General features: G+C 38.0%; 17 protein-coding genes. 8 read left to right on the top strand and 9 right to left on the bottom strand.

Annotation, left to right across the window (positions count from 1 at the left end; all coding sequences use genetic code 11):
- Positions 1 to 10 precede the first annotated feature (10 nt).
- The 6 genes from pseC to LMH66_RS08530 form a co-directional block, all read right to left on the bottom strand.
- Complete coding sequence (gene pseC, locus LMH66_RS08555) at positions 11 to 1,165, bottom strand: UDP-4-amino-4,6-dideoxy-N-acetyl-beta-L-altrosamine transaminase (RefSeq protein WP_229369290.1); 1,155 nt, start codon at positions 1,163 to 1,165, stop codon at positions 11 to 13.
- Positions 1,162 to 2,163, bottom strand: coding sequence for a UDP-N-acetylglucosamine 4,6-dehydratase (inverting) (gene pseB / locus LMH66_RS08550; protein WP_229369288.1), 1,002 nt, complete (start codon positions 2,161 to 2,163; stop codon positions 1,162 to 1,164). The genes pseC and pseB overlap by 4 nt, the downstream gene beginning before the upstream one ends.
- A 368-nt stretch (positions 2,164 to 2,531) precedes the next feature.
- Positions 2,532 to 2,795, bottom strand: a complete 264-nt coding sequence (locus LMH66_RS08545) for a hypothetical protein (RefSeq protein WP_229369286.1) — start codon at positions 2,793 to 2,795, stop codon at positions 2,532 to 2,534.
- 2 nt (positions 2,796 to 2,797) lie between these two features.
- Positions 2,798 to 4,087 carry a motility associated factor glycosyltransferase family protein gene (locus LMH66_RS08540; protein ID WP_229369285.1) on the bottom strand — a complete coding sequence of 430 codons (1,290 nt, stop codon included), beginning with the start codon at positions 4,085 to 4,087 and terminating at the stop codon, positions 2,798 to 2,800.
- A gap of 22 nt (positions 4,088 to 4,109) precedes the next feature.
- Positions 4,110 to 6,578: a 6-hydroxymethylpterin diphosphokinase MptE-like protein gene (locus LMH66_RS08535; protein ID WP_229369284.1), complete on the bottom strand. Its 2,469-nt coding sequence runs from the start codon at positions 6,576 to 6,578 to the stop codon at positions 4,110 to 4,112.
- A 92-nt stretch (positions 6,579 to 6,670) separates the two neighbouring features.
- Entirely contained in the window at positions 6,671 to 7,852 is a 1,182-nt protein-coding gene (locus LMH66_RS08530) for a flagellar assembly protein T N-terminal domain-containing protein (RefSeq protein ID WP_229369283.1), read from the bottom strand.
- Between the two features lie 383 nt (positions 7,853 to 8,235).
- Here LMH66_RS08530 and LMH66_RS08525 point away from each other — a divergent pair, with 383 nt between their 5' ends.
- Positions 8,236 to 8,946, top strand: a complete 711-nt coding sequence (locus LMH66_RS08525; protein WP_229369281.1) for a FlgO family outer membrane protein — start codon at positions 8,236 to 8,238, stop codon at positions 8,944 to 8,946.
- Entirely contained in the window at positions 8,943 to 9,401 is a 459-nt protein-coding gene (locus LMH66_RS08520; RefSeq protein WP_229369279.1) for an LPP20 family lipoprotein, read from the top strand. The genes LMH66_RS08525 and LMH66_RS08520 overlap by 4 nt, the downstream gene beginning before the upstream one ends.
- A gap of 104 nt (positions 9,402 to 9,505) precedes the next feature.
- On the opposite strand, the gene LMH66_RS08515 is transcribed toward LMH66_RS08520, so the two are convergent.
- The 3 genes from LMH66_RS08515 to flgA form a co-directional block, all read right to left on the bottom strand.
- Positions 9,506 to 9,931, bottom strand: coding sequence for a flagella synthesis protein FlgN (locus LMH66_RS08515; RefSeq protein ID WP_229369278.1), 426 nt, complete (start codon positions 9,929 to 9,931; stop codon positions 9,506 to 9,508).
- Positions 9,932 to 9,996: 65 nt separating this feature from the next.
- Entirely contained in the window at positions 9,997 to 10,326 is a 330-nt protein-coding gene (gene flgM / locus LMH66_RS08510; protein ID WP_102528987.1) for a flagellar biosynthesis anti-sigma factor FlgM, read from the bottom strand.
- A 72-nt stretch (positions 10,327 to 10,398) separates the two neighbouring features.
- Positions 10,399 to 11,121, bottom strand: coding sequence for a flagellar basal body P-ring formation chaperone FlgA (gene flgA, locus LMH66_RS08505; protein WP_229369277.1), 723 nt, complete (start codon positions 11,119 to 11,121; stop codon positions 10,399 to 10,401).
- Positions 11,122 to 11,456: 335 nt separating this feature from the next.
- Here flgA and LMH66_RS08500 point away from each other — a divergent pair, with 335 nt between their 5' ends.
- The 6 genes from LMH66_RS08500 (at position 11,457) to flgE (ending at position 16,640) form a co-directional block, all read left to right on the top strand.
- Positions 11,457 to 12,377 carry a chemotaxis protein CheV gene (locus LMH66_RS08500; protein ID WP_102528989.1) on the top strand — a complete coding sequence of 307 codons (921 nt, stop codon included), beginning with the start codon at positions 11,457 to 11,459 and terminating at the stop codon, positions 12,375 to 12,377.
- Positions 12,378 to 12,575: 198 nt separating this feature from the next.
- Positions 12,576 to 13,409, top strand: a complete 834-nt coding sequence (locus LMH66_RS08495) for a CheR family methyltransferase (RefSeq protein ID WP_229369276.1) — start codon at positions 12,576 to 12,578, stop codon at positions 13,407 to 13,409.
- A 149-nt stretch (positions 13,410 to 13,558) separates the two neighbouring features.
- Positions 13,559 to 13,957, top strand: a complete 399-nt coding sequence (gene flgB, locus LMH66_RS08490; RefSeq protein ID WP_102528991.1) for a flagellar basal body rod protein FlgB — start codon at positions 13,559 to 13,561, stop codon at positions 13,955 to 13,957.
- A gap of 2 nt (positions 13,958 to 13,959) precedes the next feature.
- Positions 13,960 to 14,376 carry a flagellar basal body rod protein FlgC gene (gene flgC / locus LMH66_RS08485; RefSeq protein WP_102528992.1) on the top strand — a complete coding sequence of 139 codons (417 nt, stop codon included), beginning with the start codon at positions 13,960 to 13,962 and terminating at the stop codon, positions 14,374 to 14,376.
- 24 nt (positions 14,377 to 14,400) lie between these two features.
- Positions 14,401 to 15,171 (top strand): flagellar hook assembly protein FlgD, encoded by a 771-nt coding sequence (gene flgD / locus LMH66_RS08480; RefSeq protein WP_229369275.1) that lies wholly within the window; start codon positions 14,401 to 14,403, stop codon positions 15,169 to 15,171.
- A 104-nt stretch (positions 15,172 to 15,275) separates the two neighbouring features.
- Entirely contained in the window at positions 15,276 to 16,640 is a 1,365-nt protein-coding gene (gene flgE, locus LMH66_RS08475; RefSeq protein ID WP_102528994.1) for a flagellar hook protein FlgE, read from the top strand.
- Positions 16,641 to 16,693: the final 53 nt, after the last annotated feature.

The following is a 16,693-nucleotide window of genomic DNA, read 5'->3' as shown; positions in this document are numbered from 1 at the left end:
CAACTAGCGCTTAATTAGTAAGCGCTTCTTTTAGTGCTTCAGCGATAAATTTTTGCTGAATTAATGTTAGTTCCGGATACATTGGCAGGCTAATTATGCGTGAATAAAAGTCTTCTGCTTGTGGGTAATCACCCCAATTAAACCCTAACTCTTGATAATATGGTTGAGTATGTATTGGAATATAATGAACGTTGACAAAAATTTTAGCTTCTCGAAGTTTGTTGAAAACTATTTTTCTTTTGTTATGGTCTTTTAATCTAATAATATATAAGTGCCAAGCACTGTTTTGATTATTTTCTGATATATAAGGTAAGTTAACTGGGAGATCTGACAAAAGTGAATGATAGTTTTCTGCTATGCGGCGGCGTTTTTTGATTATCTCTGTTAAACGGTTGCTTTGGCTTATTCCTAGAGCAGCTTGCATATCCGTCATACGATAATTGAACCCTAAAGACAACTGTTGGTAATACCAATCGCCATGACCTTCCTCTGTCATCAATTGTTCATTGCGAGTGACGCCGTGACTTCTCAAGTGTTGCATTTTTTCAGCTAGGTCATTTTTATTTGTTAGCGCCATTCCACCTTCAGCGGTAGTAATAATTTTAACTGGATGAAAACTGAAAACAGTAATATCACTATACTGACAGCTGCCTATCATTTTTCCTTGAAACACCGCACCAACGGCATGAGAAGCATCTTCAATAATGGCAAAGTTATACTCTAGGCTTAGAGCATGTATCTGTTGCATGTCGCAACTGGTACCCGCTAAATGAACCGGTATCACTACGTTAGGTAAAGTACCATTTATCTTGGCATCGGCTAATTTTTCTTTCAATGAAGTAATAGACATATTGCCACTGTTGGCCTCAACATCAACAAAGTCGATATTTGCGCCGCAGTATCTCGCACAATTTGCTGAAGCGACAAAGCTAATTGTTGATGTCCATACTCTTGAGCTTGGTCCTACATTTAGCGCTAAACAAGCTAAATGTAATGCTGAAGTGGCGTTTGTTGTTGCAATAGCATAATGAGCGGTTGTTATATTACATATGGATTTTTCAAATGCGGGAACTGCTGGCCCTTGAGTTAAAAAATCCCCCTGTAATACATTGACTACAGAGTCTATATCTTCCTGAGTAATGTTTTGGCGGCCATAAGGGATCATGACATCGCAGCCTTATTGAAATTACTAATATCTTCAACAGAGAGAAACTCTGGGTTAGCGTCAGATGTATATTCAAATCCAGGTTCAACTAAACTTCCCTGTTCATCTAGGGCATTAGTTGAAAAGTCATTGCTACGACTAAAAAACTTAATCGCTGGGGCAATTACAAAATGATCTTTAAACTCATAAGTATGATAAGACATATCACCAGGGCACATCATTTCATGAAGCTTCTCTCCAGGCCTAATTCCAATCTCTTTTATCGGTAGATTAGGTGCTATCGATGCTGCTAGATCTACAACTTTAATGGAAGGTATTTTGGGTATAAAAATTTCTCCTCCTAACATGCGCTCAAAATTGTTTAAAACAAAATCAACACCATGTTGAAGGCTTATCCAAAATCTGGTCATTTCAAGGTGAGTAATTGGGATATGATCACTACCATTTTCTACTAATTGTTGAAAAAAAGGCACGACAGATCCTCTAGAGCCAACAACATTACCGTAGCGAACAGCAGAAAATCGAGTTTGGCCTTCACCAACCATATTATTGGCAGCTACAAACAATTTATCGGATGCCAGTTTAGTGGCACCGTATAAGTTTACAGGGTTTGCGGCTTTATCAGTGGATAGAGCAATGACCTTTTTGACATTATTACTGATAGCTGCACGAATTACATTTTCAGCACCATGAATGTTCGTTTTGATACATTCCATTGGATTATATTCTGCTGCGGGAACTTGTTTTAATGCTGCAGCATGGATTACGTAATCTACATCTTTAAACGCTTGGTTTAAGCGCTCACCGTCTCGCACATCGCCAATGAAATAACGCATACAAGGCTCGTTAAACACTTGCTGCATTTCATACTGTTTTAACTCATCTCGAGACAATATAATGATGCGTTTAGGTTTATAGCGTTGAAGCAATGTTTTGGTATATTTATATCCAAATGAACCTGTGCCGCCAGTAATGAGTATTGATTTATTATCAAACATAATTTCTCCATAAATATTCTGTAACTTTATGCGTTACTGGCACACATTGAGGCTAATTTACTATGACGAGTAAGTAACTTGAGTAAGCAATATACGAACCAAAAACACTGTGCAATTTTGTACGTGAAAACTATTTAATTCTGTATTTATAACATATTTAAAAAACAATTAAAATTAGTAGGTTAAGAAGGGTTTTGTCTCTTTGTTAGTTTTTGTTCAAGTTAATGTTGCAGGATGGAGGTGGCTGCCAACAGTTTAGAGGTCATTACTCTTAAATCAATATAAACTACATAAATTGATGCCAGTTTTTTGGCGTTATCAGTTGAGGTAGAAAAGAACAAATAATGCTTTTATATACCTTTTTATCGTTATTTGACGATTGTGAGTAAGCTTGGTATTTCGTATTCTAAATAGTCTGCTAATCCTAGCCAATCATGTCTTTCTTGCGCTTCTAGAATCATGGGCAATAATGCTGATATATGGTGAGCATTCCCATGATATTTTAATATTTGTTCTAGTATATTTATACATTGCCGAAACATTTGGGAGGCTTCTGCTTCTTTGCCTAGCCTAAACTTCTCTGATGTTTGTTTTAGCAACTCAATAAGTTGCATGGTTTGTTCATGTTGCATTTTTAATCTCTGTAATGAGTGCCAGCAATTTTGGCTCCGAGCTTACTTAACTGATAAAATTTGATTTCAGGCTTAGCCAATATATAAATTTCTAAGTATCTCAAATAGGCTCTAAAGTTTAGGTCTGTGGGTACACGTTGATTATGACCATTTAATACCCAGTGATTTTTTTTTAGATTTATTGAAGGACCTAATACTCCATCTTGCCAGTATGCGTGTGTTTTATTATGTGGGTAACTAAAATCACATCCATATAGGCTAATCTCTTGCAGTCCGAGTTGAACGGCTAAATCAACAGTTGGGTGAATTACACTACCGTTGGTATACAATCTTATCTTAGGCGAATTCTTGTTACACTCATCAAAAATAGGTCTATTAGAGTAAGCGTTAAACTTTTTTCCTTTCCAGTTATTTATTACATCAGGGTTTGAGTTCGGGAAATAAACTAGGCTTGTATCACTTGGTAATTTCGCAGGGAAATGCTGTAAAGTAATGTTTTTATCAAGAGTTACTACGATATCTGGGGTAATACCTTGGCTGGTTAACGCTATTAATGCAGTATCTACTGCAATCATTATTGGCCTTTCTTGAGGCGGCAAATTTCGCTGTTTCTTTAACGCTTCATAATGGGTTTCGAGTGTGGGACCTGAAGCAATAATACTCGCCTTAGTATTAGTTTTTACGTGTAATTTGATGTGATCTGCACTTGGGTCTCTATTTAAAGCCTCAAAATTGAGTTTATGTATTTCTTCAATTTCTCTGTCATTGGCTAAGTGAATAGAATTGATAAATTCACGATTATTTTCCATGACTAAAAAATCACGTATGACACTATTTTGTTCATCAGCTAAAACTAAATCTGCTGCTATAGCTAAATAATTTTCTGCTAACTGATATTGCTCAGGCTGAATTAAGTTGACTCTTGAATCTGATAACCATTCCCTTTGGTCTGTGTAGGTGAGTAATAATGCGAAAATACTAAGGTTTAATGGTGCTATGTCAATGCTCTCGAGGTTGTTTATATCAATAAGCAAACTCGGAACATCTCCCATACCAACACCATAAAGAGTGACCGTATTACAATTAGTATCTAATTGGTCTATGTACAGTTGCGCTTCAGCCATGCGGTTGTGTCGGCTACTTAATTGAATACCGTTTACACTGATTGTTTGATTCTTTCCGGTGACAAGAACGGCATCAAATTCGCTAACTGCTTCTAATGTTATCTCTTTGGCTATTTGGGGCCATCTTTGATTAATAATATTGATGTTTTCTAGAAATAGTTCACTCATGTTATTGATTCACTTTATTTAATCAAGTTAGCTGCGCTAAATAGTTGGATGCGGTTAGGTTATCAGGATTAAACGATAGTATTTGTTCAAAAGCTGATTTGGCTCCGTTTATTTCACCTAGGCCTGCGAGAAAAATACCAAGTTTGATTAAAGTGCTCTCATCGGTAGGGTATTTATCTAAAAAGTCTAAATACATGTCTAATGCTTGTTGGTTATTACCTTGTAAAGATAAAATATGAGCATGTTGTGGTAAATATTCATCGCTATATTGTGTGAGTTCACTAAGCGTTCTTTCTGCTAAATCTAATTGATGTAGTTTGAGTGAGATCATTAATATTTGCTTCATTTCCACTTCGGTTCTATCTGCAGGTGCAATATATTGAACTGATCTCAATGCCGATTCATAATCTTCATTAATTAGATGAATGTAATGATTTGTTAAATGGAATAATTTTACCGCATATGAATCATCTTTCATCAAAGGCTGAATCTTATCTGCAAGTGATGAAAGCCCTGGTATATTTTTTCGCTGTTTTAAGTCGATAATTTTTGCGAGTGTATTATCTAGATTTTCATAATCTTCTTTCATGGAGAAATAAGGATGAGAAAAGCCTGTCAGTTGCTGCTGATACTCTTTATTAAGGTCGCCTAATGCAGTATTTTCATTATCAGTTAAAGAGGAGGTAAATTCAGGGCTTTGGTTAGATAACCATAGTCCAGAACGTCCTGGCTGCAGGTGTTTTTTCCATTGGGAAGTTAGCATTGTAATGGAAGGGGTTGCTTTTATTTCTTCTAATCGGGATGCAGTTATTTCTAAAGAGGTTTGAATCAAGTCATGTAAATTCTCAGCGATGAAATAATAGGCGGTATAATATTTTCCCGTCATTGTGTGCATTTGTTGAAGCGACCAGTCTCCAGATTTTTTTGTAGTCAAAAACTGCGAAAATTCAAAATAACCATAGATTTTAATGAGCTTACTGAATATCGGATATTTCCTATTGATTTCAGCTTCTATTTTCTCAATTTTATTTATTTTACTCTGATAACGGTGAGTATTAACGTTGAGTTCTTTTAATGCTGAATTTAAATATAGTGCTTCATCACACAGCTTCTTTATGTTCAAGAAAGCGGAGCTAGCTTTTGTTAGGTTTTGCTTCAGTGAAATTAAGAAGTTTTTATAGCTTTTAGTTGAATTAGGCAACATATCAAGGAGTTGTTGAGGGGAACAATTTGCTGGGTTTATTATTAATTTATTGGTTGTACTATGGGTGATTCCCTTCAGTTTTGCAGCATTTTTTGACAGATTAATTACATTTACATGTGGAAAAAGTGCGATTTCTTCTTCTAATGTTTGTGCAGCATGAAGTAGTTGTATTGGTGTTTCAGCTAAATTACCTGCATAAGTTTCTACCCATTGGTAAATTCTACTATTATTACTTCCTGCTGTAGATTCTACGCTGCCTTTTGCATGAGTCATGCCGGTACTTGAGTGACAAAAATCAACGCCAGATAGTAAAATTTGGTTAAAGCCCATTTTTATGGCAATTCTTACTGCGCTATTGGTGACTGTTGGCCCAATTGTCGGAATATTGTCAGTGTCACTCCAGGGGAGCTGCTCTCCAAGGAAAAGTGATTGACCTTGCCATTGGGCTAAAATTCTATGGCAAATGTGATGTGAGTTAATCAGTAAGCTTTCTTTTGCCAGACTCATCATATCGCGATTAACTTCAAAACTATGTTCTTGTGGATCTATTGAGACAATTATATGTGCGGGAATTCCTAACTGAGAGAGTTTTGAAGCGAATCGTGAGACGGTAATAATGAATAACTCATTGTAATTACATTTTATCCATTCTATGTTTTCATCTAAAGATGGTCCTCCACCAATGACCATACAGGTTTTACCACAAAAAGAGTCTTTTAGTAGAGATGCTGGTTGTCTATTTTCAACAACATTATACATCTGTTCTGTAAAAAAAAGTTTTTGTTGTAAATTAGCCTTAAGAGACTCAATGTAGCTTGTAAGGAGGTGGCTAACTCTATTGTATAACTCTGAATACTCTTCAATTACTCCTGTTGATGCTGACAGGGAAAGAGTGACTTTTAATTGATCTTTCATTAAGAACAGATCGTCTTTAGCTGTCTCGATATGGTCATTGAAACCCTCAAAATCAAGAACTTTTATATAGTCCTGCTTATCTTCTGGAATATCAACATTTAGCATAGATAGCACAGCTGGTAATTCTATAAATATGTATTTACTTCCCTCCGATAGTGGTGCTTCTAAGATATAGTTTACCAACAGCCCTGAGTCTATCCCTAGAATAATATGTAGAGTATCTTGCTTGAATATTTCTTGTTTAAATTTTTGTTTAAACGCAGTTGTCGAATCCACTTTCTCAAAGGTATTACGATTAACACTCGGTAAGTAATATTCGCCAAATTGGCTAATTGAAAATTGATTATTAAATACTGAGCTAGATCTTTCCATTGTTTGTAAGCCTTTTCTTTTAGTAGCAAATCGCAAATTATCTTTTAATAATTTGACCTATATATCAGGGTTTTACTTCAGTAAAGTTTGTATTAAATTTTAATCACAATATCTTGTACTTGAATATTGCCTGTACTTCCAATCCCTTCTAGCACCGCCGTTGCGCTTTCTTCTGATACTTGCTCAATGGTAACTGTGGCGCGATTTTTCGTCGCGACTGCACGCATTAAGTTGACTCTGTCTGGGATATTTTGCTGCAAAACAATTTGAAAGTTATCACCCATTTTAACGTTATTTTTTCGTCCTAGATTGATGATAATTCTGTTTCCTTGCTTAGCGACGATTTGTCCTAATAATGGACGACAGTTTAGGAGATTATCAATATCCTGCGTGCTTTGTTGAAATAATTGGTTCATTGATTGTCCGTATGTCGAACTCCAAAAGCGCTTTGTTGTTGGAGAGACAGTTTCATCTTTATCAAATGCCCATTCTGCTGTAGCTGCGTAGTCTTTACTCCATACTTTTTCACCGCTAATGCCATGAAATAATGTAAAGCGTAAATTAATTTGTCGTTGAGGGTAATCACTCCACAGGCCGAAAATTGAGCTCTGATTTGGCTCTGTGGAAATATCTAAAATCTCAGGCTGTAAAATATATTGGCTATCAGTGATTTCGCCTAACCAACTTGGGATCCTGTTGCCTCTAAAGTTTATCAATTGATTTTTATGGTCTAGTTTTTCTTCGGCGTGCATATGCGCAAAACTAAACTCTGACATGCTATTAATCACTGCGCCATATTGTTGTGACAGGGCTTGTTCAAAATTGGCTAATTGACCATAGCGCAATTGGGAGCGATCTCGCATGGTAGCTTGTGGAATCATCAGTGCCGCTTTAAGTTGCTGGCTGTGACATTGCTGAACGACCTTCTGTGATTCGAGGTTTAGCCTTAATGAGACAGTAATATCAGTTGAGGTGATAATTTCTGATACCACTTCAATATTTTTAGCCTCACCCATGCGTTGTACTTGAAATGCATTTTGAGTCAAGTTGCCTTGATTAATGGTTTGACGGCTATTGAAGTTCACTCCAGCTTTTAAGCTGGCATAGTTTAATGCTTGATTTATTGCGGCTTCACGGGCTTTATCAATATTGCCATCGACAATGCTCGCTTGACCTGATACTTCGATTCTTTGTGCAAAAGCGACGTGACTGATACTGGCCAATTGCAGTACAAGCACTGAAAAAAATAATAATTTAATGTTTAAATTCGGCATGTTCAGTTTCACTTTTTACAAAATAATGAAGATATCAGTGCCAACTTAATGACTTTTAGACACCATTTTTATGAGTCTTTATAGCAAAGCAATAATTGTGCCCTTTGTGTATCTGTGGCTTTGATAAGTGTGAACATTTAGAAAAGGCTCATCATGGCTAATTAATAGCGCTTAAATGATAAAGTTTTTAACTTAAGTGCCGATAGGGTTTCAGAGAGTGTGGCTATTAACATTGTTATGAGTGTGATGACGAACATGGTTATTAATAAAGTTAGGCCACTTGATACCCATTGAATGAATAAGGTTTGTTCACTGGGTTTAAACGATACTTTTCTAGATAACGCCAATGACAGTGCATGAATTGAGTTAAGGATATAAAGGCTATGCGTCAATTTATTTTATTACCCATTGCTTTATTAATGGCAGCTTGCGCAAGTGAGACGTCAAAGAGTGGCGATGAGTTAACCTATGCAGGGCAGCCTACTGACACTAACTCATGGTTTATGTCCGAACCAGAAGGTCAGACGCCAAAAGCATTAAGCTACGATATAGAAAAGGTCGGTTTAGCACCAAAGTCTCAAGTGAACACCCTTGCAGAAAAAATTGTCAATGAACTGGTATTACAAAATGATAGCCTGCGTTCAGATCAACCTTTATTAGTGACGACACCTGTAAAAGTAGATGCTTTTAGTCAAACTGACGCTCTAGGTTTGCAGCTACAACAAGGTTTTGTTGCAGCATTTCATGCTCATGAATTTAATTTAGTTGATATGAATGTGGCTAATGCCATAAGAGCAACAGAACAAGGTGAGTTTATTCTCAGTCGCGATTGGAAGCTATTGCCGTCTGATTTACCCGTGTCCCATGTTGTTGTGTCGACAATGGCTACAACAACACAAGGAGTCGTGTTGAATGCCAGGATTGTTAATGTAACCAATAATCGAGTAGTTTCTGCTGTACAAACTTTTGTTCATACAGACAGTTTACCGGGTTACTTATCACCCTCTAATAAAGTTACCTCAGAAAATGGTTTGCTCTATCGTAATGAGCAATCTGGGGATGGAAAAGTGGCTGTGCTAGGAGAGAAATTATGAAAAAGCTTTTAATGGCAATGATGTCTGTCGCAGCATTATCGTTAGTCGGTTGCTCAAGTAATGATAAATATGTTCAGTGGGAAACAGAGGCGCCAGAACAGTTTCCAAAATTAACCGCGGTAGGTTATGCCCCTCTCGCGACGCAGCCAGCAAAAGAGCAATCTCATAAAGTGTTAATGGCGATGCAAGCGTCAAAAATTGCGGCGTATCGTGAGTTAGCAGAGCAGGTATATGGTCAACAAGTGGATGCTCATAGCCAAATGAGCGAGTGGTTATTAAATAGTGAAACCGTGTCGACTCAGGTTTCTGGCATGATTAAGGGGGCTAAGGTGATTAAAAGCTATCCCGCTGGTGATATGTATGTTACTGAATTAGAATTGGATTTTGCTCAAGTGTGGAACTTATATCAGCAAGACAATCGACCAAGAAAAATCAAAGAAGTCACTTATTTTTAGTGTTTAAATGTTGATTGAGCTATTACAAATAAATACAAGAAAGCCGCTGATAACAGCGGCTTTTTTATGGTTTTAATTCATGGGTGCAGAAATTGACGCTTACATTAGGCTTTTAGATTAGAGCCTAATGATGAAATGGTCGACGTTCGCCCTTTGTCATTATAAGTGAGGCTGGTAGCGTTTCGACTCATTTGCATCGCTTGAGAAAAGCGATTTAGGCTCGCAATATTCAGTTCAATCAAGCTGGCATTTTGATTATTAATGTCTTTACACTCTTCTAATATTACCTTGGCTTCTTCCACTTTCTGAATTAGTACAGTGTCAGTGCTAAGTAATTCTTTTTCAGGATGGTTAGCGAGCTTCTGATCATTCTGCTGCAGATTATTGAGACAGGTTACTTTCTCGCGGGCTAAAGCTAAAAGGGTATCTGCATCTTGATCTGTTAACGCTTGCTTTTCTGCAGATACAAGTTTTTTCAGCGACGACAAAGTGCCGTGCTGAAAAGATAACAGCTGTAGTAATTCATTCATAAGTTACTCTTCATAAAATCCACATTACATTTGTAATGCTTGATTAGCCAAGAGTCATTATGAAATTACTCTTGGTCGAAATTTAGTCCGCTCATGTCAGCTTCAAAACTGGCAATATTAGCAGCAAGCTTTTCTGGATCGACTTTATATCGACCTTCAGAAATCGCTGTTTTAATTGCATCAACTTTGCTTTGATCAATTTCAGGTAACGATGCCATTTTGCTCTGAGCTCCTTGCAGCTGTTGTGCTTGCGAGGTAATGCTGACCGAATCAGTTTTCACTGCTGCTGTATTACTGCTCGTTGACTCTGCAGTTTTTGTCGCAGCACTTGCGTCACGGTTAGTACGTAACTGAGTGTGTGAAGCTGTTTTTAGATTGTTAATATCAATTGCCATGTAAGGCTCCAGCGTAATTTATGGTATTCCTAACAGGGTATCGGCCATGCTGGAAAGAACTTTAGGATTATTTTACATCCGAACTTCAACTTCTCCAACACCTATGACAATAACATCTAGTTTCCTGTTTGAGTTAGAGTTTTTGACTCTAATGGTCTCTCCCACATTTCCGTCTCTTAATGCTTCACCGGCTGTTTTTATTTCAAAGCTATTAGTTTTTGCATATATGGAGACTGAATCACCTTTACATACAAAACATAGGTTATTATTGAGTAATGGGGCTTTGGCTGGGACTCGTCTTTTTGAGCGAGTCCCAATAATGTCGGATACACCCGAGAAAAACTGGCCACGAATACTGTGCTGATCAACATAATTTATTTCTATGGTGTCATTGGTGATGAGTTCGCCTTTCTCGATAATACTTTTAGCCGTCACTACAGGGTAGAGTACTTCAACTTTGACGGATAAATACATTTGCCAAGGGTAATCGTACTCAGGACTGATGCAACTTATCTTTACGGTATTGGTTCGGTTAATCGGTCTGTCGCTGGCCATTTCTACATTGATTGGCGGGTAGCATGATGGAGGGGTTAACCTTCCTTCAACACGTTGTGGCAAGATATTTATCTTTGCATCACTATTATATGAAGGACTATTAGCAATTTTTTTTGCCACAGTCTCTTTAGCTAACTCAGTAATGGTCGATAAAGAGTAGGTAATAGTGCTGTCTTCACTGGCGAAAGCCGGTAAAGAGGAACACAATATAATGAGTAGCCATAGCATTCTTTTATTCATTTTTAGTTTCTAGCCAGTATTGCCAGTATGTCTCTATACTTCTCTATTAACGGTTTAAATCTGTGGATTTAAACAAGAATATTAATTTAGTTGTTTATATGAGTCGCATTGTACTCATCAGTGAGTCAGAAGTTTGACTGTTCAACTATCAATATGGGGTTTTATTGTCATTGTTTTACATGAAGCAATAAGCATGCCCAGTTAGTATGTTGATAATCATATTGTCAGAAAATCGAATTTAGCGTGTGGTACAATTTGATGGTAATAGATTTACTGTCGCTTTAAATCATAAGAAAAACGCCCGGAAGGGGCTGTAAAATAAACAAGGCAGGGTTATGTCGAGTATTCTTGAATCAGTCAATAAACGTACCCAACTCGTTGGTCAAAATAGACTTGAGTTGTTACTTTTTAAATTGAATGGCCGTCAACGATTTGGTATCAACGTTTTCAAAGTAAAAGAAGTCTTACAGTGTCCACCATTAACGACATTACCGCGCTTAAGCCCAATGATTAAAGGTATTGCTCATATTCGTGGTTCGACTATTTCTGTGATTGATTTGAGTGCGGCAACAGGCGGCCGTCCTTTAACTTCAACAGAGAACTGCTTCATTATTATTGCCGAGTATAACCGCAGTATTCAAGGGTTCTTAGTCAGTTCTGTTGAGCGTATTATCAATATGAACTGGGAATCAATTATGCCGCCGCCACAAGGTGCGGGACGTAATTCATATCTAACAGCGGTGACTGAAATTGAAGGTGAATTGGTCGAGATTTTGGACGTTGAAAAAATCTTAGATGAAATCTCACCTGTTAAGACTGAAATCAGTAAAGAAGCTGATGAAGCGTTAACTATCGACCGTGATCAGCATTATCATATTATGGTTATTGATGACTCTGCGGTGGCACGTAAACAAATCATTCGCTCTTTAGAGTCTTTGAATCTGCAAATTGATACTGCAATTGATGGTAAAGATGCACTCGAAAAACTCAAAGCTATAGCAACAGAAATGGACAATGTCGCTGACGAAATTCCATTAATCATCTCTGATATTGAAATGCCTGAGATGGACGGTTATACCCTAACTGCTGAAATTCGAGATGATCCAAAACTAAAAGACATTAAAGTTGTATTACATACTTCGTTAAGTGGTGTCTTTAACCAAGCAATGGTTGAGAAAGTCGGTGCAAATGATTTTATCGCAAAATTTAATCCGGATGAGCTGGCTTCTGCTGTAAATAAACACTTAATTTTATAAGCATTATTATCATTCTCTGTCTATGATTAACTTAATAGGCAGATGAATGTTATCTATGAAACTGTAGCATCTCGTTAAGTTCATTAAAATGAATGTTTGAGTTAGCAAGTCAACATTGATAGCGTTAGATGAGTCAATCAAGTGACCGGTTCACACTGAAATTACTTGTAGGTAGTTTCTTTATAATAGGGTGTAAATGTGACGAATAAATCACTCGCTGAAGCAGAATATAATCAGTTTAAGCTTTTTTTAGAGCAGCACAGCGGCATTGTATTAGGTGACAACAAGCAGTACTTGGTCAGAAGTCGTTTAGCTCCATTGATGGGTAAACATGATTTACCCTCATTATCTGAAGTCGTTAAACGCTCAATGAAGCCAACTGAAAGACATTTACGGGCAGAAGTTATTGATGCCATGACCACAAATGAAACCTTGTGGTTTAGGGATAAATACCCCTTTGAATTACTTCATAATTCATTATTACCTGAATATAGCCGTTTAGGGCGTCCATTGAAAATATGGTCAGCTGCATGCTCGTCTGGGCAAGAACCTTACTCCTTAGCTATGACCATTCTTGAGTATCAGCAACGTAAGCCAGGTGCGTTACCCGGAAACGCGACTATTCAAGCAACTGACTTATCACCTTCGATGTTAGAGCGGTGTAAGAATGCAGAATATGACAGTTTAGCGTTAGCGCGTGGGTTATCTCCTGAACGCAAACGCCAATTCTTTGATCAATTACCGTCTGGTAATATGAAAGTTAAAGATAACGTTAAGCGATTAGTGAACTTTAGAGCGCATAACTTACTTGAAAGTTATAGCCTTTTAGGTAAATACGACATTATTTTTTGTCGTAATGTACTGATTTATTTTGCCCCTGAGGCAAAAGCTAAAATACTGCGGCAATTTGCTGCCGCTTTGAATCCTAACGGCATACTATTTTTAGGTGCGTCAGAATCTATCTCAGGTTTGACTGACGAATTCAATATGGTTCGATGTAACCCTGGTATTTATTATCAAAAGAAAACCTAATTATAATACATTGTAAATAAAGGTTTTTTATCATTTTCTATGCCAGCTTCTGCTGGCATTATTTTTTTTATCTATTTCGCATCTACTTCCTAAATATTTTGGCATAACCTTTGCTTTATTCCTCTCAGTTAGCTGATGGAGGCAATTTTATGGCGATTAATTTTGAAAATGGTTTGGGGATACATCAATACTCATTGGGCATTCGTGCTCAAAGGGCTGAAGTGCTATCAAGTAACATCGCCAATTCAAATACGCCTGGCTATAAAGCACGTGATGTAGACTTTGCGTCTGCCATGAATAGTGCTCGTTCTCATCAGCAAGGTTTACAAATGAGTCAAACAACTGACAAGCATTTTGATTTAAAGGCGCTTAGCCAAGAACATGTGCAGTTCCGCGTACCCAATCAGCCAGATACAGGCGATGGCAATACGGTTGACTCCCAGCAAGAACAAGCTGCTTTTATGCAAAACTCTTTAGAATATCAAATGTCATTGGGTTTCCTTGAAAGTAAGTTTTCTGGCATGCGTAAAGCGATTAGAGGAGATTAATCATGAGTCTATTTAATATTTTTAATGTGTCAGGTTCAGGTATGTCAGCACAATCAGTGCGACTGAATACGACTGCCAGTAACATTGCCAACGCCGATTCAGTCTCTAGTAGTGTTGATCAAACTTATAAGTCGCGCCATCCGATCTTTGAAGCTGAAATGGCAAAAGCGACGAGTCAGCAAAATAGTTCTCACAGTGTCAGTGTTAAAGGCATTGTTGAAAGTGATAAACCATTATTAAAGGAGTTCTCTCCTGATCATCCAATGGCTGATGGTGATGGGTTTATCTATAAACCAAATGTGAATGTGATGGAAGAAATGGCAGACATGATTTCTGCATCTCGGTCATATCAAATGAATGTCCAAGTGGCTGATGCAGCTAAATCTATGCTGCAGCAAACGCTTCGTATGGGTAAGTAATATGAAATTTGATGGAGGTAACAGATGAGCCTCGTAAATCCTTACAGCAGTCAAACATTGCCGCAGACACAGTCGAGCAGTACAAGTAGTGTAGCTTCAAATACAACACAAACGGCTACGACAGGTAATGCTTTTTTAGACAGTGTTGCACTTCAAGGAGAGCCTGAAACACCAGAGCCTAATAGCCAGGAGCTGACTCAAGCGGATTTCTTCGCTTTATTAAGCCAACAGCTGTCAATGCAAGATCCATTTAAACCTGTAGAAAATGACCAGATGATTTCTCAAATGGCATCTTTCTCGACGGTTGATGGCATCTCAAAATTGAATGAAGAAATCCTAAATCTAAATAACTTAACTAGCTCCAGCCAAGCGTTACAAGCATCTGGACTTGTTGGTCAAAAAGTACTTATTCCATCAGATACAGGGCATATCTCTAGTGAAAGCCCTGAAGTGAAAGGGGTGATCAGTACGCCGACACCGATTGATAGCATTACTGTGAATATCGAGGATGAATCCGGCCAAGTTATCAGAACATTCGAAGTTGATGGTTCTGCAGGCGGTAACATCGATGTGACATGGGACGGCTTAGATAAAAACGGTGAGCCTGTTGCTGAAGGAAATTATGCCATTAAAGCTAACGGTAAAATTGATGGCACATCAGAAGATTTAGCGGTATCGACTTACGCACATGTTTCCAGCGTTTCATTGGGTGATGTCACAACTGGGGCGATATTAAATCTTCGTGGTATTGGCGGCATTCAATTGTCAGATGTACTTGCTGTTGCGGAAAGTTAATTTACTAAAAGTTAGACCGTGGAAAGCTTAAAAACCAAATTTCAATAATGGTCAGAATACTGACTATTAACAATAAATAGAATTAGTAAGAGAAGGGGTGAATTATGTCGTTTAACATTGCTTTGAGTGGTATTTCAGCTGCTCAAAAAGATCTCAATACCACAGCAAATAACATTGCCAACGTTAATACAATTGGTTTTAAAGAGTCTCGTGCTGAATTTGCTGATGTTTATGCTAATTCTATTTTTTCAAACAGTAAAACTGCAGTGGGTGGTGGTGCGACAACTACTCAAGTGGCACAACAGTTCCAACAAGGTAGCTTACAATTCACCAGTAACTCACTTGATATGGCTATCAGTGGCGGTGGTTTCTTTGTTACGGCATCTGAAGTAGGTACGCAAGATCACTCATTTACTCGTGCTGGTGCATTTAAAGTGAACTCTGAAAGTTTCATGACAGATTCAGCGGGTAACTTCTTACAAGGTTTCCCAGTTGATGCCGATGGTAACTCTACTTCGGTGAGCTTATCGAGTACTGTACCGATTAAAATTCCAGATACTGCTGGTAGCCCTGTAAAAACCAGTAATGTTGGTTTGCAAATGAACTTAAATGTAGGTGAGTCAGCATTAGATCCTGCTAACTTTGATCCAAACGATCCAGATACGTTTAATAACTCAACGTCAGTGACTATTTATGATTCACTCGGTGAGTCGCACATTATGACAACCTACTTCATCAAACCAACAGATGGTGCTTATACCGGTGAGAGTAACTGGGTTGCCTTTTATGCCGTTGATGGCGAGCAGGTCGATATTGATCAAGCAAATGGTGGTTCATACGGTGTAGATACTACCGGCGATGGTATTGCAGATGGTACGGCACTTGCTGAAAATGCATCAGGTTGGAAAGGGTCTGTATTGAAGTTTAATGATGCCGGAGCTTACACAGGTTCAGATCCCGCAACTGTTGAAACGGTCGAGCTGGGTGTCAATGGCGCAAATGTTCTAGGTCCTGGTGCTGATGGTACTCAAAAATTAACTCTTGGTTTTAATAACCCAACACAATATGCTTCACCTTTTGAAGTGACAGAATTAACCCAAGACGGTACAACAGTAGGTCGTTTAACCAATGTGGGTATCGGTTCTGATGGCTTAGTGACTGCAAGTTACAGTAATGGTTCAACTGAGCCACTCGCGCGTGTTGCACTAGTGCGTTTTGCTAATGAACAAGGTTTGACTCAAGTGGGTAATACCTCTTGGAAAGCGAGCTTAGATTCTGGTGCAGCCTTGGCAGGTGAAGCCAATAGTGGCACGTTCGGTAGTATTCGTTCATCAGCACTTGAGCAGTCTAACGTTGATTTGACCACAGAATTGGTTGACTTAATCTCAGCTCAACGTAACTTCCAAGCTAACTCTCGTACGCTTGAGGTGAATAACACCTTGAATCAGTCAATACTACAAATCCGCTAGTTATCGATTAAGGTTTTGATTAATCATAGAGTTTAGATTTTCAAAGAGTTGCC

The sequence above is a fragment of the Shewanella sp. 10N.7 genome, assembly GCF_020806285.1.
Taxonomy (GTDB): Bacteria; Pseudomonadota; Gammaproteobacteria; order Enterobacterales; family Shewanellaceae; genus Shewanella; species Shewanella electrodiphila.
This window is presented reverse-complemented; position numbering and strand designations above follow the sequence as displayed.

Excerpts from the sequence above, each read along its gene's own strand:
- flgM (WP_102528987.1), bottom strand. The coding sequence starts at position 10,326 with ATGGCAATTGATATTAACAATCTAAAAACAGCTTCACACACTCAGTTA.
- LMH66_RS08535 (WP_229369284.1), bottom strand. The coding sequence starts at position 6,578 with ATGGAAAGATCTAGCTCAGTATTTAATAATCAATTTTCAATTAGCCAA.
- LMH66_RS08540 (WP_229369285.1), bottom strand. The coding sequence starts at position 4,087 with ATGAGTGAACTATTTCTAGAAAACATCAATATTATTAATCAAAGATGG.
- LMH66_RS08520 (WP_229369279.1), top strand. The coding sequence starts at position 8,943 with ATGAAAAAGCTTTTAATGGCAATGATGTCTGTCGCAGCATTATCGTTA.
- LMH66_RS08515 (WP_229369278.1), bottom strand. The coding sequence starts at position 9,931 with ATGAATGAATTACTACAGCTGTTATCTTTTCAGCACGGCACTTTGTCG.
- LMH66_RS08545 (WP_229369286.1), bottom strand. The coding sequence starts at position 2,795 with ATGCAACATGAACAAACCATGCAACTTATTGAGTTGCTAAAACAAACA.
- LMH66_RS08530 (WP_229369283.1), bottom strand. The coding sequence starts at position 7,852 with ATGCCGAATTTAAACATTAAATTATTATTTTTTTCAGTGCTTGTACTG.
- pseB (WP_229369288.1), bottom strand. The coding sequence starts at position 2,163 with ATGTTTGATAATAAATCAATACTCATTACTGGCGGCACAGGTTCATTT.
- LMH66_RS08525 (WP_229369281.1), top strand. The coding sequence starts at position 8,236 with ATGCGTCAATTTATTTTATTACCCATTGCTTTATTAATGGCAGCTTGC.
- pseC (WP_229369290.1), bottom strand. The coding sequence starts at position 1,165 with ATGATCCCTTATGGCCGCCAAAACATTACTCAGGAAGATATAGACTCT.
- flgD (WP_229369275.1), top strand. The coding sequence starts at position 14,401 with ATGAGCCTCGTAAATCCTTACAGCAGTCAAACATTGCCGCAGACACAG.
- flgE (WP_102528994.1), top strand. The coding sequence starts at position 15,276 with ATGTCGTTTAACATTGCTTTGAGTGGTATTTCAGCTGCTCAAAAAGAT.
- LMH66_RS08500 (WP_102528989.1), top strand. The coding sequence starts at position 11,457 with ATGTCGAGTATTCTTGAATCAGTCAATAAACGTACCCAACTCGTTGGT.
- flgB (WP_102528991.1), top strand. The coding sequence starts at position 13,559 with ATGGCGATTAATTTTGAAAATGGTTTGGGGATACATCAATACTCATTG.
- flgA (WP_229369277.1), bottom strand. The coding sequence starts at position 11,121 with ATGAATAAAAGAATGCTATGGCTACTCATTATATTGTGTTCCTCTTTA.
- flgC (WP_102528992.1), top strand. The coding sequence starts at position 13,960 with ATGAGTCTATTTAATATTTTTAATGTGTCAGGTTCAGGTATGTCAGCA.